At 46.3% G+C, this 21,465-nt stretch carries 23 protein-coding genes and 2 riboswitches; of the genes, 11 read left to right on the forward strand and 12 right to left on the reverse strand.

Annotated features, from left to right (window positions below):
• Positions 1-42: 42 nt before the first annotated feature.
• Positions 43-474 carry a transcriptional regulator MntR gene (gene mntR, locus GLV97_RS04865; RefSeq protein ID WP_160836102.1) on the reverse strand — a complete coding sequence of 144 codons (432 nt, stop codon included), beginning with the start codon at positions 472-474 and terminating at the stop codon, positions 43-45.
• A gap of 160 nt (positions 475-634) precedes the next feature.
• Positions 635-3,205 carry a vitamin B12-dependent ribonucleotide reductase gene (locus GLV97_RS04870; protein WP_160840612.1) on the reverse strand — a complete coding sequence of 857 codons (2,571 nt, stop codon included), beginning with the start codon at positions 3,203-3,205 and terminating at the stop codon, positions 635-637.
• Between the two features lie 370 nt (positions 3,206-3,575).
• On the opposite strand from GLV97_RS04870, the gene GLV97_RS04875 reads away from it, so the two are divergent.
• The gene (locus GLV97_RS04875) at positions 3,576-3,956 is read left to right on the forward strand and encodes a rhodanese-like domain-containing protein (RefSeq protein ID WP_027955421.1); all 381 of its coding nucleotides are present in this window, start codon (positions 3,576-3,578) and stop codon (positions 3,954-3,956) included.
• 45 nt (positions 3,957-4,001) lie between these two features.
• On the opposite strand, the gene gcvPB is transcribed toward GLV97_RS04875, so the two are convergent.
• From gcvPB to gcvT, 3 genes are read right to left on the reverse strand one after another with little or no spacing between them, the layout of a single operon-like run.
• A complete protein-coding gene (gene gcvPB / locus GLV97_RS04880; RefSeq protein WP_160836104.1) occupies positions 4,002-5,462 on the reverse strand; it encodes an aminomethyl-transferring glycine dehydrogenase subunit GcvPB in 1,461 nt (486 codons plus the stop codon).
• Positions 5,455-6,804 (reverse strand): aminomethyl-transferring glycine dehydrogenase subunit GcvPA, encoded by a 1,350-nt coding sequence (gcvPA, locus tag GLV97_RS04885; protein ID WP_160889158.1) that lies wholly within the window; start codon positions 6,802-6,804, stop codon positions 5,455-5,457. Before gcvPA ends, gcvPB begins: the two co-directional genes overlap by 8 nt.
• A 21-nt stretch (positions 6,805-6,825) precedes the next feature.
• A complete protein-coding gene (gene gcvT, locus GLV97_RS04890) occupies positions 6,826-7,926 on the reverse strand; it encodes a glycine cleavage system aminomethyltransferase GcvT (RefSeq protein WP_160836106.1) in 1,101 nt (366 codons plus the stop codon).
• A gap of 64 nt (positions 7,927-7,990) precedes the next feature.
• Positions 7,991-8,078, reverse strand: a riboswitch (glycine riboswitch).
• 3 nt (positions 8,079-8,081) lie between these two features.
• Positions 8,082-8,169: riboswitch (glycine riboswitch) on the reverse strand.
• A 160-nt stretch (positions 8,170-8,329) separates the two neighbouring features.
• Here gcvT and GLV97_RS04895 point away from each other — a divergent pair.
• Both GLV97_RS04895 and GLV97_RS04900 read left to right on the forward strand, forming a co-directional pair.
• Positions 8,330-9,973: a DEAD/DEAH box helicase gene (locus GLV97_RS04895; RefSeq protein ID WP_160889159.1), complete on the forward strand. Its 1,644-nt coding sequence runs from the start codon at positions 8,330-8,332 to the stop codon at positions 9,971-9,973.
• Positions 9,970-10,785 (forward strand): YqhG family protein, encoded by an 816-nt coding sequence (locus GLV97_RS04900; RefSeq protein ID WP_160889160.1) that lies wholly within the window; start codon positions 9,970-9,972, stop codon positions 10,783-10,785. The genes GLV97_RS04895 and GLV97_RS04900 overlap by 4 nt, the downstream gene beginning before the upstream one ends.
• A 15-nt stretch (positions 10,786-10,800) precedes the next feature.
• Here the strand turns inward: GLV97_RS04900 and GLV97_RS04905 are convergent, their stop codons facing one another.
• Complete coding sequence (locus GLV97_RS04905; protein WP_160889161.1) at positions 10,801-10,986, reverse strand: YqzE family protein; 186 nt, start codon at positions 10,984-10,986, stop codon at positions 10,801-10,803.
• A 48-nt stretch (positions 10,987-11,034) separates the two neighbouring features.
• Positions 11,035-11,520, reverse strand: coding sequence for a shikimate kinase (locus tag GLV97_RS04910; protein ID WP_160889162.1), 486 nt, complete (start codon positions 11,518-11,520; stop codon positions 11,035-11,037).
• A 90-nt stretch (positions 11,521-11,610) separates the two neighbouring features.
• Between GLV97_RS04910 and comGA the strand changes: the two genes are divergently transcribed.
• The 6 genes from comGA (at position 11,611) to GLV97_RS04940 (ending at position 15,430) form a co-directional block, all read left to right on the forward strand.
• Positions 11,611-12,606, forward strand: coding sequence for a competence type IV pilus ATPase ComGA (gene comGA, locus GLV97_RS04915; RefSeq protein ID WP_160889163.1), 996 nt, complete (start codon positions 11,611-11,613; stop codon positions 12,604-12,606).
• Positions 12,566-13,618 carry a type II secretion system F family protein gene (locus GLV97_RS04920; RefSeq protein ID WP_160836112.1) on the forward strand — a complete coding sequence of 351 codons (1,053 nt, stop codon included), beginning with the start codon at positions 12,566-12,568 and terminating at the stop codon, positions 13,616-13,618. Before comGA ends, GLV97_RS04920 begins: the two co-directional genes overlap by 41 nt.
• 17 nt (positions 13,619-13,635) lie before the next feature.
• Positions 13,636-13,938, forward strand: coding sequence for a competence type IV pilus major pilin ComGC (gene comGC / locus GLV97_RS04925; protein WP_160889164.1), 303 nt, complete (start codon positions 13,636-13,638; stop codon positions 13,936-13,938).
• Positions 13,939-13,984: 46 nt separating this feature from the next.
• Positions 13,985-14,362 carry a competence protein ComG gene (locus GLV97_RS04930; protein WP_337194079.1) on the forward strand — a complete coding sequence of 126 codons (378 nt, stop codon included), beginning with the start codon at positions 13,985-13,987 and terminating at the stop codon, positions 14,360-14,362.
• Positions 14,363-14,613: 251 nt separating this feature from the next.
• A complete protein-coding gene (locus GLV97_RS04935) occupies positions 14,614-15,084 on the forward strand; it encodes a competence type IV pilus minor pilin ComGF (protein WP_160889166.1) in 471 nt (156 codons plus the stop codon).
• Positions 15,038-15,430 carry a hypothetical protein gene (locus tag GLV97_RS04940; protein WP_160889167.1) on the forward strand — a complete coding sequence of 131 codons (393 nt, stop codon included), beginning with the start codon at positions 15,038-15,040 and terminating at the stop codon, positions 15,428-15,430. The genes GLV97_RS04935 and GLV97_RS04940 overlap by 47 nt, the downstream gene beginning before the upstream one ends.
• Before the next feature lie 37 nt (positions 15,431-15,467).
• Here GLV97_RS04940 and GLV97_RS04945 read toward each other — a convergent pair whose 3' ends face one another.
• Positions 15,468-15,851 carry a Spx/MgsR family RNA polymerase-binding regulatory protein gene (locus tag GLV97_RS04945; RefSeq protein WP_160836117.1) on the reverse strand — a complete coding sequence of 128 codons (384 nt, stop codon included), beginning with the start codon at positions 15,849-15,851 and terminating at the stop codon, positions 15,468-15,470.
• A gap of 662 nt (positions 15,852-16,513) precedes the next feature.
• Between GLV97_RS04945 and GLV97_RS04950 the strand changes: the two genes are divergently transcribed.
• Positions 16,514-16,759: a DUF2626 domain-containing protein gene (locus GLV97_RS04950; protein ID WP_027955405.1), complete on the forward strand. Its 246-nt coding sequence runs from the start codon at positions 16,514-16,516 to the stop codon at positions 16,757-16,759.
• A gap of 41 nt (positions 16,760-16,800) precedes the next feature.
• On the opposite strand, the gene GLV97_RS04955 is transcribed toward GLV97_RS04950, so the two are convergent.
• Positions 16,801-17,421, reverse strand: a complete 621-nt coding sequence (locus GLV97_RS04955) for an MBL fold metallo-hydrolase (RefSeq protein WP_337192717.1) — start codon at positions 17,419-17,421, stop codon at positions 16,801-16,803.
• A 163-nt stretch (positions 17,422-17,584) separates the two neighbouring features.
• Between GLV97_RS04955 and GLV97_RS04960 the strand changes: the two genes are divergently transcribed.
• Positions 17,585-17,749, forward strand: coding sequence for a DUF2759 domain-containing protein (locus tag GLV97_RS04960; protein ID WP_160836119.1), 165 nt, complete (start codon positions 17,585-17,587; stop codon positions 17,747-17,749).
• Positions 17,750-17,787: 38 nt separating this feature from the next.
• Here GLV97_RS04960 and GLV97_RS04965 read toward each other — a convergent pair whose 3' ends face one another.
• From GLV97_RS04965 to GLV97_RS04975, 3 genes are all read right to left on the reverse strand, one after another.
• Entirely contained in the window at positions 17,788-18,579 is a 792-nt protein-coding gene (locus GLV97_RS04965) for an ABC transporter permease (protein WP_160836120.1), read from the reverse strand.
• A gap of 14 nt (positions 18,580-18,593) precedes the next feature.
• A complete protein-coding gene (locus GLV97_RS04970; protein WP_160840628.1) occupies positions 18,594-19,280 on the reverse strand; it encodes an ATP-binding cassette domain-containing protein in 687 nt (228 codons plus the stop codon).
• Positions 19,281-19,388: 108 nt separating this feature from the next.
• Complete coding sequence (locus tag GLV97_RS04975; protein ID WP_160840630.1) at positions 19,389-21,257, reverse strand: LTA synthase family protein; 1,869 nt, start codon at positions 21,255-21,257, stop codon at positions 19,389-19,391.
• Positions 21,258-21,465: the final 208 nt, after the last annotated feature.

Here is a 21,465-nt window from a genome sequence, read left to right on the forward strand (position 1 = left end):
CATGGAAACAAAAAAGACACGGACGTCCGTGTCTTCTATTCTCTATTCGTTATTCTGTTCTTCCGTTTTTTTCTGCACTTCCCGTAAGGCCTCGACATATCCTTCATTCTCATGAAAGAACTGGACAAGGTCGCCGATCCGGTCGATGGAATTCCAGCTCATGTGGTGCTCAATACCTTCGACATCCTCATAAATATTTTCCTTATCCACGCCGATCAGCTCTAGAAACTGTTCCAGAAGCTCGTGACGATAGACCAGCCGTTTCCCGATCTTTTTCCCTTTCGGGGTCAGAATCAATCCTCTGTATTTTTCATAATTCAAATACTGATCGCGATCGAGTTTCTGGACCATCTTCGTCACGGAAGAGGGGTGGACATCCAGGTTCTCAGCAATATCCGAGACGCGGGCATAACCCTTTTCTTCTATGAGTATATAAATTTGTTCAATATAATCTTCCATGCTTGGTGTTGGCATGTTGAACCCCCAATACCCTGTCTTTATGTAGATGTAACGCTTGTGATCATGCTGATGACTACATAAAAAAATGATACACTAGTTTCTTATGCGATACAAGCAGTCCTGCCCAACATAAAAAACCGGTCCTTCTATTCTGAAGGACCGGTTTTCTCATGTATTACAATCCGCACTTCAACTGGGCATTACAGTTGGTACACGTATTACATCCGCCGATATCTTCTACGGTCCCCTGACGGCAGACCGGGCAGGTGTCACCAACTTCCGAACCAATCGTCACGTTCGTCTTATCCAGTTCATGCACCGTATCGACAAGGACAACGCGGGGGCTCTTGTCCTCTTCAAACAGTTCCGTCTGCTCACCATCAAAAGCATTTTCCTCCGCTTTCAAAGTAAGCACCTGGCTGTCACGGCTTCCATCCACGTACACCGTACCCCCTTTGGCTCCGCCGCGGTACAGGCGCTGATAAACATTCTCCACCTGTTCAACCGTATATCCTTTCGGTGCGTTGACCGTTTTGGAAATACTGCTGTCCACCCAGCGTTGAATGACGCACTGCGTATCCGCATGAGCTTCCGGAGACATCGTCATCGCCGTTACAAACCATTCAGGAAGCTGTTCAGGATCCTGCTCTGGATGAGCATCCAGATACTCCTGCAGAATGTCCGCCTTCACTTCGATAAACTTCCCTAAACGACCGCTGCGGTAGTAGGAGAAGGAGAAATATGGCTCCAGTCCTGTACTAACTCCAACCATCGTTCCTGTACTTCCTGTAGGGGCTACAGTTAAGAGATGGGAGTTACGGATCCCATAGGTCAGGATATCTTGTCGGATGTCTTCTGGCATCTGTTTCATATATCCCGTCTGAATGAAGTTTTCACGAAGCTGTTGTGTTTCCTCATCCGTCTCTCCTACAAGGAACGGGAAGCTCCCTTTTTCCTTCGCCAGTTCGATGGATGCACGGTAAGCTGTTACTGCAATGGTTTCAAAAATTTCATCCACCAGTTTGTTGCCTTCTTCTGAACCATAGGTCGTTTCACAATAAATCAATAGATCGTGAAGACCCATGACACCCAAACCGACACGACGCTCACCAAGAGCCTGTACTTTATTTTCTTCCAGGAAGTACGGGGTCGCATCAATCACGTTATCCTGCATACGGACGCCGCGTTTTACCGTTTGAGTAAGCTTCTCAAAGTCAACGGTCTTATTTTCCTTATCTGCTACAGACGCGAGGTTGACCGCTGCCAGGTTACAGACGGAATACGGTGCAAGCGGCTGCTCCCCGCATGGGTTGGTCGCTACAACTTTCTGTCCATAAGCAGTGGCGTTCGTTTTTTCGTTGGCATTATCAATGAAGAAAATGCCCGGTTCTGCTGAATAGGTAGCGCAGACATTGATCAGATTCCACAGCTCTTTCGCTTTAACGGATTTGTATGTCCGGACACCGAAGCCGCGTTTTTCCCATTCACGTACATCGCCGCTTTCCTGCCACTTTTCGTTATAGGCGTTCATTTCCTCTGCGGTGTAATTCTCCACGTCCGGGAAACGGAGCTGGTATTCTGCATCGTTCTCCACCGCTTCCATGAACTCATTCGTAATACAGACGGAAATGTTGGCACCTGTCAGGAACTCGGAGTTATGAACAGTATACGTGCCTCCAAGAGCCAGTTTTTCCTGTGCTTCCTGCACGCTTTGATCTGTAAAACCACCCTGACCTTGAATGTGTTTGTAATTGACGACACTCTGATAAAGGTCCTTTTCCACTTCGGTCAGCGGCGTGAATTTCAGCTTGTCTTTGGCAAGCTGTTTAATCGTTTCGTCTTCTGTGTTTTCGATCAGGAAGCGGAGGATGCGCGGGTTCTGCATCTTGGAAATAATAAATTCAAGTATGTCCGGATGCCAGTCTGCCAGCATAATCATCTGGGCACCACGTCTGGATCCTCCCTGCTCGACCAGATGAGTCAGCTTCGCAATATCATCGAGCCAGGAAACTGAACCGGATGACTTTCCGTTTACCCCGCGGGCAAGCGTATTTCTCGGACGCAGGGTGGATCCGTTCGTACCAACGCCGCCGCCGCGGGACATGATTTCCATAACCTGTTTCCGGTGATCGGAAATCCCTTCCCGTGAATCCTGGATATAGGGCATAACATAACAGTTGAAGTACGTGACATCCGTATTGGACCCTGCCCCATAAAGGACACGGCCGGCAGGGATGAAGTTCAGGCTGGATAGTTCCTCATAAAATTCCTCAAAGCTCTGCGCCTGTCTTTCCGGATCTGTTTCAACCTCTGAAAGTCCGGTCGCATTTCTTAAAGCAATTTGTTCATAATACACTTCCATCGGCTTATCGATTGTATCCAGATTCCTTTTGATAACGCCGGTCTCCCTTTCCTCCTCGCGGTCGAGCACATTCACAAATTCATCTTCCACTTTTACAAAAGCCTCATGGGCCTGCCAGTCAATGGATTGGATAAAACCGAAGCCGCGTGCCGGGAACTTGGGATCGTCCTTTACTGTAAGTACGACAAAGTCTCCTTCAGACAACGTCAGTTTTTCTGTATCTTTAAACGCATATCGGTCCAGCATGACCAGCCTCGATACTCCCTTGTGGGTAATGGACATCGTATCCGTAACCGGGTGTACCTGGGGGAACTGTCTGATATCGGCGTTCAGCCGGTCTACGTTGATTTTTGTATGCACATCTTTAGAAGTTGTTGTCTGCATGTTCGCATCTCTCCCTTATCTTAAAAAACCAATTCCTGATTTGATATATGTAACATACCACATGTGCGGATTTTTAATCAATATATTGTGTTTGTTTATTATTCGATCACCATATATTGTGTTATTGAACGAACGTGTTGAATTTTGTCAATCAGAAAATCTTAAGATATGGTTAGAAAAAAGCAGGGATTAAGAGAAAAGCGTCTCTCATGTCCACTTTTTTCGATTTTTCCTGTCTTGCATCTATGAATTCGATATAATCCCCTGCAGATCGGCATTTTTTTCGGGCCGAAAGAAAAATTTTTTTGAAATACCCGTTCTTCCCTTCTATAATAGATAAAAGAATAGAGAAAATAAGGGGGAAACGATAATGGAATTATGGATCTTACTCGGAGCACTTGTTCTGCTCATTGCTTTCGGTTTGTATAGATTCTTCAAGACAAGAAAAATATTGAACACGATATCTGAAGAAGAATTCCGCCAGGGCTACCGCAAGGCTCAGCTGATCGATGTCCGCGAACCAAAGGAATTTGACGGGGGTCATATCCTCGGGGCGAGAAATATTCCGCTCTCACAGCTGAACAACCGGCTCGTAGAAATCCGCAAGGACAAGCCGGTCTACTTATACTGCCAAAGCGGCGCGCGCTCTGCACGTGCGGCCATGACCCTTCATAAAAAAGGGTACAATGATCTTAATATGCTTGAAGGCGGGTTCAAGAAATGGACCGGTAAAATCAAGACGAAGAAGTAACAATGAACAAGGAAAACCGGCCCCTCGGAAGAGGGCCGGTTTTTTTTATTCCATCGGATGACGCAGCACAGGCTTCCGAGCCGCCTGTGTCTCATCCATACGGCTCACAATCGTTGTATGAGGAGCATCCTGAACCGTTTCCGGCTCTTCTTCTGCTTCCTTGGCTATTTGAAGCATGCGGTCAATAAAATCATCCAGAGTTTCCTTGGACTCCGTTTCCGTCGGCTCAATCATCAACGCTTCCTCCACGTTGATCGGGAAATAGATGGTCGGTGGATGATAACCGAAGTCAAGCAGACGCTTGGCCATATCCAGTGTCCGCACCCCGAGTTTTTTCTGACGCCGGCCGGACAGGATAAACTCGTGCTTACAGTGCCTGTCGAAAGGAAGATCGAAAGCTGCCTGCAGCCTGCGCATCATATAGTTGGCATTCATAACGGCGTATTCACTTACTTTTTTCAACCCTTCAGGCCCCATGGTCCGGATGTACGTGTAAGCACGGACATTGATCCCGAAATTTCCGTAATAAGGCTTCACACGCCCGATGGAACGGGGACGTTCATCATCGAACTGGCAGCGCCCTTCTCTTTTCGTGAGAATCGGCTTTGGAAGAAACGGCTCAAGCTCTGAGGTGACACCAACAGGGCCGGAGCCTGGTCCTCCACCGCCGTGAGGGCCGGTAAAGGTCTTGTGCAGGTTCAAGTGAACGACATCAAAGCCCATATCCCCCGGCCTTGCATATCCTAAAATGGCATTAAGGTTAGCGCCGTCATAGTACAGCCTGCCACCCGCTTCATGAACAATCGACGCCATTTCCTCGATATCCTCCTCGAAGAGGCCGAGTGTGTTCGGATTTGTAAGCATAAGCGCGGCCGTTTGGTCGTCTACGACGCGCTTGAGGTCTTCAAGATCTACGAGACCCCTCGCGTCTGATTTTACCGTGACCGCTTCAAATCCGGCGACCGTGGCAGAAGCAGGGTTTGTACCGTGGGCAGAATCCGGAACAATGACCTTCGTCCGCTGATCATCTCCATTCGCTTCATGGAAGGCACGAATCATCATAAGTCCTGTCCATTCGCCGTGAGCTCCTGCCGCTGGTTGGAGCGTTACGGTATCCATACCGGTAATTTCCGCCAGGGATTCCTGAAGATCATACATGAGATGGAGGGCGCCCTGAACCGTTTCCTCAGGCTGATAAGGATGGATATGGCTGAACCCGGCCAGCCGGGCTGCATCTTCATTCATTTTCGGGTTGTATTTCATCGTACACGACCCAAGAGGGTAAAAACCGGAGTCCACCCCGTGGTTACGCTTGGACAGGCCTGTGTAATGCCTCATAATCTGCAGCTCACTAACCTCCGGCAGATGAGGAGCATCCTGCCTCACATATGCATCATCAAACATCTCATCAATATCGGTATCCGGCACATCCAGTTCAGGAAGACTGAATCCTGTCCGGCTTTCCTGACTCAATTCAAAAATTAATGGAAAGTCTTGATTAGCCATTCAAATCCCCCATTTCCCCTGCAAAGGTGTCGATTTCTTCTTTTGTCCTTATTTCTGTAACAGCAACCAGCATACAGTCGGACAGCCGTTCATCTGTTCGTCCAAGATCATACCCACCGATGAAGCCTTGCTCCAAAAGCCGTTGATTTATTTCTTTCACCGGTTTCTTCAAACGGATGACAAGCTCATTGAAAAAGGCGCCCTTATACAAAACGTCGATCCCTTGTGCTTGAAGCTGCTGCTTCATGTATAACGTCTTCTTAATATTCATCGCTGCCATCTTTTTCAATCCCTGTTTCCCTATAGATGACAAAGCGACCGAAGCAGCCAGCGCATTCAATGCCTGGTTGGAGCAGATGTTGGAAGTCGCCTTGTCACGACGGATGTGCTGCTCACGAGCCTGGAGCGTAAGGACAAAGCCCCGCCGTCCATCCTCATCCACCGTCTGACCGACAAGCCTGCCCGGCACTTTTCTCATCAGTTTTTTCGTTGTGGCAAAATAACCGCAGTGCGGTCCCCCGTACTGGGCAGGGATACCGAACACTTGAGCATCACCGACAACGATATCAGCGCCAAATGTGCCCGGAGGTGTTAAATAACCGAGGGCAAGGGGGTTGCTTGAAGTAATCATCATCGTTTTTTTCTGCTGGTCCACCAGGCTGCGGATGGATTCGAGCGGCTCCACCTGGCCAAAGAAGTTCGGATATTGAACGACAACGCCGGCTGTATCTTCATCGAGGTGTTGTTCCAGCTGTTCAAGGTCCGTCAGCCCCTCTTTATGATCGATTTCAATGATTTCCACCCCAGGACCCTTTGCGTAGGAATGGATCACCGCAAGAGATTCAGGGTGCACTGCCCTGGATACAAGAACCTTCTTCTTTTTCGTCTGTCCGGCTGCAAGGTTAACAGCCTCTGCCAGCGCTGTTCCGCCATCATACATAGAAGAATTGGCGACATCCATGCCGGTCAATTCACAGATCATCGTTTGAAATTCAAAGATGGCCTGCAGCTCTCCCTGGGATATCTCGGGTTGATAGGGAGTATAAGCGGTATAAAATTCAGACCTGGATATGACGTGATCTACAATGGAAGGAATGTAATGATCATAAACCCCGGCTCCTAGAAAAGACGTATGCGACTTAAGGTTGACGTTTTGACCTGCCATATCCGACAGCTCTTTCATTAACTGATATTCATTTTTCGGCGGTTTAATATTCAAATCGCCTTGAAACCGTACGCGTTCAGGAATATCAGCAAACAATTCCTCGGATTTTTGGACACCGATGGTCTCAAGCATTTCTTTTTTATCTGTTTCTGTCATAGGCAAATATCGAAATTCCATTGTTCCATCCCCCTCAGGTATTTATCTTTTATAAAAAGGCGTCGGGACGACTCTGGCCTTCAGGCGTCTCTTCCGTACTTGAACGGTTACTTCTGTCCCTTCCTCTGCATACGCACGGTTAAGAAGAGCAAGTCCGACATTTTTCCCCAACGTCGGTGACTGGGTGCCTGTTGTGACAAATCCAATCCTTTCATCTTCGTTGTATACTTCATAATGGGTACGAGGAATGCCTTTATCTATCATTTCAATACCGACCAGCTTGCGTTCAGGTCCTTCTTTCTTCTGTTTGGTAAGGACGTCCTTTCCTATGAACTCCTCTTCTTTCTTTATCTTGACCGCAAAGTTCAACCCTGCTTCTATCGGTGTAATGTCTCTGCTCAGCTCTTGACCATAAAGGGCGAGATTCGCTTCAAAACGAAGGGTATCCCTTGCACCGAGACCAATCGGACGCAGCCCCTCCGGCTCCCCCGCTTTTAAGAGAGTCTGCCAGAGCTCCGGCCCTGAATCTGCAGGAAGATAAATTTCAAAACCATCTTCGCCTGTATAACCTGTCCGGGAGACGATCGCGCTGTCCTGAACACCTTCCAGGGAAACGTTCTGCTCAAACCGGAAAAACTTGATCGCAGACAAATCGGTATCTGTAAGTTTCTGTAGAACCTTTTCTGCTTCCGGGCCCTGGACAGCCAGTTGAACATAGGCATCAGAAACATCTTCAACGGAAACGTCTCCGACGGCATGACGCTCCAGCCATTCAAAATCCTTTTCCCGGTTCGCCGCATTGACGACTAACAGATACGTGTTTTCCTCAAGATGATAAACGATTAAATCATCCACTGTCCCGCCGTCTTCATAGCACATAATCGTGTACTGCGCTTTTCCCGGCTCAAGCTTTGAGGCATCATTTGTAAGCATTTTCTGGAGAAAAGCCAGGCTCTCGGAACCTTTGACAAGGATTTCCCCCATATGGGAAACATCGAATAGACCCGCCGCATTTCTTGTAGCTGCGTGCTCTTCCTTAATACCGGAGAAGTGCACCGGCAGGTCCCATCCTCCAAAATCAATAGTCTTCGCTCCAAGCTTTTCATACTCAGAATATAAAGGTGTTCGTTTCAGTTCTGTCAATTCAACCACTCCTTTACGTCATTCCGCCCATAAAAAAAGAGACTCCTCCGCTATCAGCGGGAGTCTCTGTCCGTGAACCAGAAAGTTTCACACCATTTGATGGTGTTTGCTTCTTGGGTGATCCGCCCCTAGAAGGCAGACGCTCTCCAGAGCTGCGTCCTGCAGAGGTCTTTTTGCCTGAGAGATTCACAATCCTGCTTGCTCCTTCGGCGCCCTTGTCAGGGTCTCTCCCTCTACAGTCATTCGCGTTTGTATTTTCCTAGATTTTACCGGGCATACTATCGTGTAATGTATGGATGACACTTCTTTTCCCGTTCATTATATCATGCGTGACCGGCAAAGAACACGAAAATTCTACAACAATTCACAATCTTAAAATATTGGAATGCGGAGGGTTATATCCATGTTCACCATTCATCCAGATCAAACGTTCATTCACTCTCTGTCCAGCCACCTTGACCAATCGGAACATCTGGCGTCCTGGGAAGGGTTTAAGCTGGCTTACCAGGCCGCCCAATTCAAAACCGTGCCGGATTTCGGAGGTCTGCTGGCTCTTGAGCACCTCCCTCATGTCAATTTTATGGAGCATCAGGTTGAAGCGGCAGAAACCGTCGTCCACCAAATGAACGGCCGGGCGATCCTGGCTGATGAAGTCGGACTCGGGAAGACATTGGAAGCCGGACTGATTTTGAAGGAATACATGATCCGCGGCCGTGCCAGCAAAGTGCTCATTCTAACGCCTGCTTCTCTCGTGAACCAGTGGATTCAGGAACTGAACGAAAAATTCTATATCCAGGCTGCTTCACCCAGAAAAAAGCAGGCGTCTTGGAAAGAATGGGATGTGGCGGTCACATCCATTGATATGGCTAAAAGAGAGCATCACAGAGAGGAAATCCTTTCTCAGAAATACGATTTCATCATCATTGATGAGGCTCACAAGCTGAAAAACCACCAAACGAAGAATTATCAGTTTGTCCAGTCTTTAAAAAAGACGTACTGCCTCCTTCTAACGGCCACACCCATCCAGAATAAGCTTAGTGATCTATTTAACCTTGTATCCATTCTGAAGCCGGGTTATTTAGGAAATCTGACAGACTTTAAAAAGAAATACCAAAAACAGGCCCGGGATGAGGACCATATTCAGCACATTCACTCCCTTGTCGGTCAACTGATGATTCGTAACCGCAGAAAAGACACAGGACTGGATTCTTCCAAACGTAAAGTAAGGAACGAAAGACTGACCTTTACCAAAGAAGAAGCGGAACTTTACCAATCCCTTGAACAGTTGAAAGCCGATCACCCTTCGTTCACATGGCTGACCCTGGCTAAAGAATTATGTTCTTCACGGGAAGCCTGCTACATGTCTTTAAATCAATTGAAGAAGAAAGCGGCTCCGGAGAAACAAGCGGTCTACGATTCGTTTATCGAAGCACTCGGCAGCCTGCCTCATCATGTTAAAGCCGGGCGGATGGTGGATTTAATCAAGGAGAAAGAGGAGAAGTTCATTGTTTTCACCGAGTACCGCGCGACCCAGTTCTACCTGCAGTGGTACCTGCAGCAGCACGGGATCACCTCTGTTCCATTCAGCGGAAAGTTTAATAAGAGTAAGCGCGACTGGATGAAACAGCTGTTTCAGAACAAAGCACAGGTGATGGTCGCAACAGAAGCCGGAGGAGAAGGCATCAACCTCCAGTTCTGCCACCATATGATCAACTATGACCTGCCTTGGAACCCGATGCGGCTGGAACAGCGCATCGGAAGAATTCACCGTTTTGGTCAGGAATATGATGTGAACATTTACAATTTTGCTGTGGAAAACACAATTGAGGACCATATTATGCACATGCTTTATGAAAAAATCGAAGTCTTTAAAAATGCCGTCGGCGATCTTGATCACATTTTGGAGCAGATCCCCGGTGGTACGTTTGAGCAGCAGATTCAATCGATCGTCAAACAGTCCGAAAGCCAGGGGGAGATGGATATTAAGCTGAAAAACCTTGTCAGTTATGTCGAACATTCCGTGAATGAAAGGAGAGAGTCCAGTTGAGTCCCCTCCACCCATATGCTGAATTTGTCGAACGTTTTTTCGCTGCCTACGGCTGTCCGGTCCTTGAAAAAGGTCCGACGCATTTTACTGTCCAGTTGACGAGTGACATGGATGAAGAAATCATGAACCGTCCTTTTTACTGGCACTATATGAAAAAAATGAAACGTCAAGGTGATCCGATGCGTCTCACCTTCACCCAGACAGACAGCAGTCATAAACAAGGCATTTACCTGCATGCCGGAACCCCAAAACTGCATACGCTTTATCAAACCGCTATCAATAAAGGAAAGACTGCACGGCTGTATGAGCAGATCCCTCCGGAAAATGCAGGGCATACAGCTGTAAGCCCATGGCTTGTCGTCAATTTTCTGCTTCATTACCGCGGGAAACAGGCGAGGGATGAACCACTATCCATCGGCTTAAACCTGATTCATGGAACGATGATGCTGAAGATGATGGAAAAACTGGGAATGGTTCCGTTCGGAAACACTGTATCCGACTATACCTTTCCCATGACTCCTGTCATATCATTGAACCATGCGTATAGAAGGATGGAAAAGCATGTGGAGACATATATTTCTTCACAAAATAATCAATGGGCGGTGGAATCCCACCAGCATCTTCAGAGAGAAACTGCGCTGCTTGAATCCTTTTATGAGTCGGAGGACATCGACCTCGAATCATTCACAAAGGAACGTGACCAGATGGATATCCGTTATAAGCCAAGCATCAAGCTTGAAGTGGTCAATGGCGGTTTGTTTTACATTTCTAAGGAAACGAGTGATCCCTGGATCCAGCAGAAAAGCCGCTGATTATCAGCGGCTTCATTAATGATGGGAAATATTTCGTTTTCTTCGAAACATGCGGATGGCAAGAGGAATCAACCCAAACCAGTAAACGGACGATTTCCGCGAAGGCTTTTCCTGCTTCCGCTGTTTCTTTTCTTCTTTGGACAACTGCATGTACTTGACCATTTCCTCAGTCAGAAACTTCACATAGTCATTCTGGTTCATAAGATCCCCTCTTTTTAAGCATCAGTTACAACTAGTATGCCCGGGGATTTATGATTTTAGACGTGCCGCAATCTCTTCCGCAATGACGGCCGGGGCTTTGTCGTCCACCACCACAACATGATGAGCCGTTTCTTTATAGAGGGGGAGCCGGTCTTCAAAACGCTGCTTCTTCTCTGCTTCATCCCCTGACCATAACGGCCGGGAAGTATCATTTTTCAAGCGGTCGACAATGGTTTCCCAGTCAGCATGCAGATAAACGGCCGTTCCCCGTCTTAAAATCTCCCGGTTTTCCGGGGATAAGATCACACCGCCTCCAGTGGAAACTACGGCCTCCCCCTTCGTATTACGGAGAAATTCCCGTTCCTTTTTTCTGAAATAGTCTTCACCTTGCTGTGTGAACATTTCCGGAATCGTCAGTCCTTCCTGCTTTTCAATACTTTCGTCCATTTCTATGTAGGAGCATTGGAGTTTCTGTGCAAGCTTAGATGCTACTGTCGACTTCCCACTCCCCATGAAACCAATCAAATAAATCATTTTCATTCCCCTTTCCAATTCAATGCAGGATTATTTCACTTTATGTCGAATACTTCTATTTAAACACGATATAAATGAGGTGATAACCCTTTGAAATCCATTGCTACTTATGCCTATGACCTTGTCGTCTCCGCCGTTCAGCAGTCCGCCTCTGACATCCATTTTTCCCCCTACCGCGAATCCTGCTCCATTTATTTCCGCATTCACGGCGAAAGAATTTTCCACTCCAGTCTTCCTATGCCTTTGTACCAAAAAACACTCTCCTACTTCAAGTTTACATCAGGCATGGACATTGGTGAGCAGAAACGACCTCAGAACGGAACATTCCAACACCGCTCAGGCAGCAGTTTCTTCGATTTACGCCTGTCCACCCTACCCATTCAGGACTCCGAAAGTCTCGCCGTCCGCATCCTCAACCCGATGGATCACACCCCATTGGAACAATTATTTCTTTTCACCCACCAGGGAAGACAATTGAAACGTTGGCTACATCATCGCAGCGGAATGATTTTATTCACGGGACCGACAGGCAGCGGGAAGACCACGACCTTATACGCCCTCCTCCAGGCCCTGACGATGCAGAGCTCCTATCAGGCCATAACTCTTGAGGACCCCATTGAAAAAAACATCAACAACCTCATTCAGGTTCAGGTGAATGAGCGGGCAGGCATTACGTATGATACAGGATTGAAAGCAGCCCTCAGACATGACCCTGATCTGTTAATGGTTGGTGAGATCCGTGATAAGGCCACCGCTCAATTCGCCTTCCGTGCCGCCTTAAGCGGCCACCTCGTAATCAGTACCATCCATGCTAAGAATGCTGAGGGAACGCTTCACAGACTGAGGGAAATGAACATTCAACAAGTGGAAATGGAACAGACCCTTGTTGCTGTCGCCTCTCAACAGCTGGTTTCCATCAATGGAAAAAAACACCTCCCTAAACGGGCAGCTATCCTGGAAACACTGGAGGGAGAGCAGCTTCACCTGGCTCTAAAAGGCCGCCCCGCTTCCATTTATACTTTTCATCAATTAAGGAGGAAAGCGTATGCGCTCGGCTTCATTTCTAAAGAAGAAATGGCCGATTAATCGAACACCGGTCCTTTCCGTACAACTCCAGATCGATTTCTTCCACAGAGTCAGTCATATTCTTGAAAAAGGCTACCCCCTGCTTGAAGCCCTTTCCATGACAGGGTGGGACGCACGCCTCAAACCGGTCAGCCACGAATTGATTGAAGTACTGAAAGGAGGTGACACCATAAGCCTGGCTTTGGAAAAGGCCCGTTTTTCCAATACCGTCACCCAGTACCTTGCCTTCAGCCAGTATCAGGATGACCTGCCAAAAGCGTTCAAGCAGTGCCGCGAACTCCTCCTCATGAAAAAGGAATACAAAGAGAAATTTCTATCCGCTGTCCGCTACCCTGTTTTTCTCTTCCTGTTCCTCCTTCTTACGTTCATCATCATGAAACGGACGATTATCCCCAACTTCACCACTCTGTTCGCCGATCATGAAAGTTCGCCTCTTACCTTGATGCTTCTCCTGAATCACAGCATAAACATCGTGGGAATCCTGGTTGTATTCGTCCTTGTTATTGGTGCAGGGCTGTCTCTGTCCATACCAAGGCTTCCCCTGAAAAAGAGAATGCAGTGGATCGAAAAGCTTCCTCCGCTTCGCATGTATCATTCCTATAAGCTTTCTTTTCTATTTTCGTCCCACCTCTCCTCCCTCTTCCAGGCCGGGCTGCCCCTGAAGGATGCCCTCGTCTTGTTAAAGGAGCATAAACAGGATGATGTCCTGTCTTTCTACTGTACAAACATTCTCCAGGATCTTTCTGAAGGGAGCACGATTTCTTCCTCTCTGCACCAATGCCGTTTACTACGAAAAGAGCTGACAGATCTATTCCATCATACCAATGACAGGCATGCTCTGAAGAACGAACTGGATATGTTCTCGGATTTTCTCATGACCCTGATGCAGGAGAAAATCCAAAAATCCATCCAATGGATCCAGCCTGTCTTTTTTGTCGGCATTGCTCTTGTCATTGTCATGGTCTATGCCGCTATTATGCTCCCGCTTTATCAATGGATGAATCAACTTTAAACAAAGGAGATCGACCTATGTGGAAAAATGAAAAAGGTTTCACACTGATTGAAATGCTGATTGTCCTGCTCGTCATATCTGTCCTGCTGATCATCACCATCCCCAACCTGTCTCAAAACACGGAAAACATCAGAAATAAGGGATGTGATGCCTTAAAAGTAACGGTTGAAGCGCAGCTGGAAGCCTACCAAGTAGAAAACAACGCCGTGCCGACCATCGACGAGTTGGAATCCGGTGATTACATCAAGACAAAAGAGTGCCCGGATGGGACATCCCTTACCATTGTAGACGGGAAGGTCGTAGAAGCTGCAGGGGAATAAAGGCTTCACATTATCGGAGACTCTGCTCGTCCTTCTCGCTTGGTCTGTGCTGATCCTCTGCCTGACGCCGATCCACCAATCCACTTATGAGAGTGTGATGGAAACACACGTGATCGAACAGTTCAAGGAAGATGTATTCCTCATCCAACATTTATCCATGAATGATCATGCCTACCATTCCCTCCGGTTCAATGCCGATCAAGGGTACTACTCCATTTACGATTCCCTCCATAGAAAGACCATCGTAAAAACAACGCTCCCTGAAGGGTGGAAGATTGAAATGCTCACACTCCCCCACGTCGTTTACTTTAACCAGCAGGGCACCATTAGAAAAGCAGGGACAATGAGGCTGTCCACACGTGATGTAACCTATAAAATCACGTTTCCTTTTGGGACGAGCAGGATGAGAATTGAGGAATTATAACGGCTTTACTTTTCTGGAGACCGTCACAGCGTTCAGCGTCCTGCTGGTACTTCTCCTCACGCTCTTCCCTGCCCTCATCTCGCTTGAACACGGAAGAACCTCTCTCTCCATAGAACGAAAAGCCGTTTCCCTCTTATACCATGAATATCACCTGCACCTCAAAGAGAACCGCCCCTACCCTTATACAAAAATTTATCAAAACCAGATTCCAGTAACACTTATTTTCACAGAGGAAGGGGGTGGAAGAGGCTGTGCCTATTGGAAAAACCCAAACGAACGCGAGAATGAGTTCTGCCTTTATGATGTTCCGCCAGAATAAAGGCTACACATTTACGGAAGTTGTCCTCAGCTTGACGATCCTGACAATCATCACTGCCTTACTAAGCCCCATACTTCCATATATTAAAGGAGGGGATACCTATTCGGATGGATTTGCTGTAGAGCAGTTTGTTGATGTGCTTTATGAGGAGGCCAGCCAATCCAAGGCCTATACCTTCAGCCGGGATGTCCTTGTCGTTAAAGACAAGGATGACCGGACCATCGAAATCTCCAAAAATGACTCCTCTGTTAAACGTACAGTAAATGGAAGAGGATACGAGATTCTTCTGCAGCAGGTTAAATACCTGTCATTTACCGAGCAGGACTATACCGTTTCTGTAAAGGTGGGTTTAAAGAATGGTGCGTCATTTGAAAAGATCCTTCATATCCCTTACAACCAATAATGGCGGCATGGTTTTCCCATGGGTGTTGATGGTTACCCTCGTGTTCATTCTCCTTATATCCAGGGGGGCTGCTTCCTATGAAAACCAACAGCGGCTTACTCAAAGTCATCACTTCGGTATTATGAAAAAACACCTATTGGAGAGGGCCCGTCAGCATATCGATTCGGAGCTTGCGGAAGTACCACAAAGCGAAGCAGGCTTCCCTTATACCTACCACACAGCTAACGGAACGGCAGAGGCCGACTGTATGAAAGAGTCAGATCTCCTGTGGAAATGCAGCTGGATATTAACTGTCCATGATTCGGGAGATAAGTATGTCGTCACCTATCAATATCCGGACAAATAAAAAATGCACCTCCATTCAGGTGCACCATAAAGACGATTTATGATATTTTTTCTGTGTATTCCATACGCTTATCTGTAATCCCACGCAACCCATCAGGATCATATCCTACGACCAGTTTATCTCCATTAGTGAGAATGGGACGACGCAGCAGTTTCGGCTTTTCAATCACAAGATTTAAAAATTCATTGAGGGAAAGGTCTTCTACATTAATATCCAAAGCTTTAAATTCCTTGCTTCTTTTCGCTAATATCTCATCAATTCCATTGGTTGTAAGAGCGAGAATCTGCTTCAGTTCATCGGCTGTAGGGGTTTCCCGGAACAGATGCTGTTCGTTAAATACAACTCCCTGACTGTTTAACCATGACTTCGTTCGGCGGCAGGACGTGCAACTCGGATAGGTATAAAATTTTAACTCTTCCATGCTCAGCTCTCCTCGCTGTGTTGTTGTTTTTATTGTACATTGATTGTATAACCTTTGTACAATATTTTAAACGCATTTTTCCATATGACATAAAAAGTTCACAATTATACATGGTTATTCTGCATAAATAGGCAGCATTTTTTAAAGATAGCTCTGTTAAAGTCTGTTGTTGATCTTTTAAACGATTACTAAATCGTTTCCATCTGGAATCAGGGGTCCGGTCCGTTGTTTACTCAAGGGATGGGATGGGATGGCAGGGAAAACCGTCCGCTTTCCGCGGGGAACGATGAGACCACGGAAGGCGCAGCCTGAGGAGGCTCACGGTACCCCCACGAAAAGGGAGTCATTCCCAAGGCCGCCTCATACAAATCCCATGACAGAAAGGGGTGATATTAGCTCGCATGTTAAATAACAACACCCAGCCATAACAGAGCCTAAAAGATAAAAAAGAGATCGACTGCAAAAAGGACGAGTGGTCATATAGATCAGCCTCCGGCACGTTTCGTACTCCCTTTTTTCTAATCCTGACGGTTAAGAGTAGGAACCCGCGGTTATACATATACTAATACCGAGGAACATGTATCCGTTTTATTTACAATTATTTCAGGGTCGTATATAATATGGTTGATGGTTTAACGACAGAAAAGGAGGGGGAAAAAAGCATGGATCGTATGTTTCGAGTTCTGGCCTTTTGGACAGGTATTTTTGCTGTCATGTTTTATACCGGTGATATGGTGGAAGCATCTCTATTATCACTAGTTCAAACGGCTTTTTTCCTTACTATTGGGTATCTTAAGCTGTCAGAACGTATGTATGTGTACATATTTTTCTCATACCTGACAGTCTTTATGATTGGTTTTACTTACTACTGTTCGTTTATTCTGGTACCGGGGTTTGGTGGACACTAGAAAAAAAAGCTGTTATCCATAAATTGGATAACAGCTTTTTTCTAACTTAGGAAAGGATTTTCTTCCATCTCTTCCCCGACTGTTGTAGGCTGGCCGTGCCCGGGGAAAATCCGCATGTCCGCACGAAGCGAAAACAACTGCTCTCTGATGCTGTTTTCCAGCACCTCGCGGCTTCCACCGGGCAGATCTGTTCTCCCAATGCCCCGCTGAAAGAGCGTGTCTCCGGCAATCGTAAACCTTTGATTTCTAAATACGAAAGAAACACTGCCGGGCGAATGCCCTGGAGTAAAACGGACTTCAAACGGAAAGCCCTCCAGTTCCATCGGCCCTTCCTTAAGGAAATAATCAGCAGGGGCTGCTGTTATTTGACCGAGTCCAAACAGCTGAGAACCATTTTTCTGGGGATTTCCGAGCCAGTCGGCTTCGTTCTCGTGTATGTAAACAGGAGCGCTGTAAGCTTCTCTCACTTCATCAACAGCACCGATATGGTCAAAATGCGCGTGAGTGAGAAGAACTGCTTGTACATCCAATTCCCTTTCCTGCAGATAACTTTCCAATTTCTTATAATCTCCGCCCGGGTCGATAACCAGCGCTTTTTTATTCTCATGAATAATGTAAGCGTTTGTGGATACCGGTCCTAAGGGAAGTCGGGAAATTTTCATCATAGGATCCACCTCTTTTTGATTTTCAGAAAATACGGAGAGATAACTCGACATTTTCCTTATAATGCTATAAAATATATGAGTATCAACGTTCGTTACATATAGTATAACATCCATGGTTTTAGGATGATAATAAAGAAAAGTGAACCGGGAGGTGCTGAATTTGGTAACAGCTGTACTTCTATTACTTGTTACAATTCTTTGTGTCTTTGCAATTTTCCGTGAACTGAAAACAAAAAACTTCTTCGCTGTCCTATTTGCAGGGGCATCAGCTTTAGTTTTTGGCTGGTTCTCTGTGATGACGATCTGGTACAATCTCTTCGGTTAAATAGGAAAACAGGCTCTTCCATGGAAGAGCCTGTTTTTTTATTGGGATCTGGAACTGCGTATTTCCTCTTCAGACTGCAGCAGCTGTTTTTCCCTGTTGAAGAAGTATCTGTACATAGCAAGTGTAATAAACATCGAGCTCAACGACACAGATGAAAAAATACTCAGGGAGATGACCAGCTGATATTTAATCGCCATCACCGGTGATACACCCCCGAGTATCAGTCCTGTCATCATACCCGGAAGCTGGACGAGACCGATGGTTTTCAGCCGGTCGACGTTCGGGATCAAAGAAGCATGGAGAGTTTTCTGCACAATTAAATGCGACGCCTGCTTCGGTTCCGCTCCGAGGGATAACGCAGCAAGCAGGCGCCCATTATTCTCCTTGAATTCACTTTTCATTCTCTCAAGAGCCAGTCCCATGGCGGTCATACTGTTTCCAATGACCATCCCACTCATTGGAATGACTTCCGAAGGCTTGAACTGAATCATGTCAAAGACAAGCCACAGCCCAAGCACCCCCGCTTCGATCGCTACGAGACCGGCGAATAAAACGTACCCGACATAAGGAAGTTCTTTCCCCCGCTGCCTGGCATGGAACGTAGCGATTATGATCATGACCGACAACATGAAGGGAATCCCGTAAGAAGCCGGGAGTTCGAAGAGAAAGGTTAAGATATAGCCGATGGCAAACAGCTGCACTGTACCTCTGAATGTCGACCATAAAACGTTTTTACTGACACCAAGCTGATAAAAGTAAGACAAAGCCAGCGGTACAATGACAAAGATAACTAAAAATAATAATGACTGATTTGATATTTCAGGAGCCAACCTTCACCACATCCTTACTGTTCCAAAAATTTGCGTAGTCGTTCCGTCTCTGGATGATCCAGCATTTCCGGGATGGTTCCATCCTCCTGCAGCTTTCCGTCAGCAACAAAAAGGCCTCGCGTTCCAAGCCGGCGGGCCTGATTCAAATTATGTGTAACCATGATCATCGTCAGATCATGTTCCTGTATAAGACCTTCCAGCACTTCCTCAATTTCTTCAGCGGTACGGTAATCAAGCGCACTTGTGGGTTCATCCAGAAGGAGAACTTCCGGTGAATTGGCCAGTGTCCTGGCCAGAGACACCCGCTGCTTTTCTCCCCCCGACAACTGGTCCACCTCTCTCTCCAAATAACTGGATGGAAGCTGCACGTAATCGAGAAGCCGCCTGCCGTCCTCTTCCTTCCATTCTCCAAAAAGGCTGGGCCCATATTTCAGATTATCCAGAACGGTCCCCGGAAATAGATTGGGGGCCTGCAGAACCAGGCCCACTTTTTTTCTTAATTCGGTTACGGGATGATCAGATATGGGCGCATCTTTATAATAGATCTCTCCCCTTTCCGGATCATTCAGTCGATTTAACAAAAATAACAGAGTGCTCTTTCCAGCACCCGATGGACCGAATAAAATGACTTGATCCTTTTTCTCGATCTCGAAATTTAAATCCTCCAGCGGATGCTGATAGACGTGTTCAAATCGAAACACAGCCCTTCCCCCTTTTTTATGTATCTGCCTATCTTTACCCTTTGGCACAGATATTTATTCAAAGGACAAAAAAAGCCTGCACAGCTCTCCGCTGTACAGGCTTTCCTGTCATTTGAAATCGTAGAACCTGAACAAATCCCCGTAAATAATGTTATCGGAGTAGTTCAACTCCTGGTCCACTTCCTGCTTCACAGGCTCACAGGCTTCCGACTGTTCTTCTTCCAGCGGTTCTCCCGATGCTCTGTCATAGCATGTGTCGCTGGTATAAACATAATCTTCCGTCACAAAACTTCCGTCCCGGAGGGCGATGAAATCTTTTTCCTTGTCAGAGAACATGTTATCCCCAAAGGTCATATCACCATCGGAGTCGATTCCCAGCAGGTGCAGCAGCGTCGGTTTCACATCAATCTGCCCCACTACCTTATCCTCAATGCCGCCATTTTCATAACCCGGGATATGGACCATGAATGGAACACGCTGCAGCTGGGTCTGAACGAAGGGGTCCACTTCCTTCCCAAGGAACTGACTCATCGCTTTATTATGAAAGTCACTAATGCCGTAGTGGTCCCCCATCATAACAATAATAGAATCCTTGTACAGATCAGCATCTTTCAGCTGCTGGAAGAACTGCTCCAGGGCTTCATCTGTATATCTGGCTGTCTGGAAGTAAGCATTCAACGTGTTGGAATTGGAATCATACTTGTCAATATGCGCTTTTTCTTCCGGCAGCTCGAAAGGGAAATGATGGGTCAGCGTAATGAACTTGCTGTAAAACGGCTGCTCCTGCTCTTTCAAATAATCTATCGACTGCTCAAAGAATGCCTTATCTTCAAGACCCCATCCAAAGGAATTCTCCGGTGTCACTTCAAATGACTGCTCATCATGGAACTCATCATAGCCAATATTATCGTACATCACATCCCTGTTCCAGAAGCTCCCATTATTCGCGTGGAAGACAGATGTTTCGTATCCCTCATTATTAAGAATTTCAGGAAGGGCATGGTACTCATTTCCGGCATGGGTAAAGTACACCGCCCCCCTGCCAAGAGGATACAAGGAATTTTCCACGATAAACTCTGAGTCAGATGTTTTTCCCTGCGCGGTCTGGTGATAGAAATTTTCGAATGTGATCGTGTCGCTGCTATCCTTTAAATCGTTGAGGAAAGGGGTGGTTTCCACACCATTGATTTCTGAATCATATAGAAAGTGCTGGAAAGATTCCACACTGACGAAGATCACATTTTTATTTTCAGCTATCCCGTATAACTCGGAACCCTTATCGGCTTCATCCGGTGATTTTTCCTGAAGGTATGTTTCGATTTCACTAATTTCACTGCCGTCGGCAAATACCCGCTGAGCTCTCGTTTTCGTCTGCATGGTGGCATCGTACACATGATAATTGAAGATACCGATGTTTTTGACGAGGTACTCGCGGTCAAAAGCACGTACGAAAAGCATCGGACGCTCAATCTCAGCTAGTACAACATTCCCGGCCAGCAGCAGGAAAGTAACAGCTGTAGCCGCAATCTTCCCCCGTTTAGGAAGTTTTACAGTCAAATCAAATTTCTGTCTGCTTAAATACCAGACCACGGCGGCATCAGCAAAAATGAAAACATCTTCAATATGAAGAAGCGTAAGAAAGCTCCCCGTTAAATCTGCAGCATTATTCCCCTGGAACAATACAGGAATCGTAATGAAGTCTGTAAAATTCCGATAAAAAATCAAATTAACGAACAAAATAAAAGAACCGAGCAGCACGGTCCACCTTAAGTATTTCCGCTGATTCTTCGGTTTCATCCATACACTGATGGCGAATATCAAATAGGCACTCGCAATCGGATTAAACAGCAGGATCAATTCCTGCAGCGGGTTTTCAATCGATAAATCAAACATAAATCGATAAACGATGTATGTTTTTATACCAAACAAAACCGTAGCAATCATAAATAAAGGCATGCGAATATTTCTCAATTGCATGGTGGTTCCTCCTCTAGTACATCTATGGCCGTATCTTTACACTCTTTAACTACAGCCATTGGTTAACTTTACATTTTCCACTTATTATCAATATTAAACCGTCACTTTATATATGACGTCTATTGTATCATAAAAGTTTCATTTTTTATTACCCTGATTTTACCAAATTCATCAAGGTCCATCTGCCTATTCCATGATAATAGACCTA

The organism is Halobacillus litoralis (assembly GCF_009856355.1).
In the GTDB taxonomy this organism is placed as follows: domain Bacteria; phylum Bacillota; class Bacilli; order Bacillales; family Halobacillaceae; genus Halobacillus; species Halobacillus litoralis_B.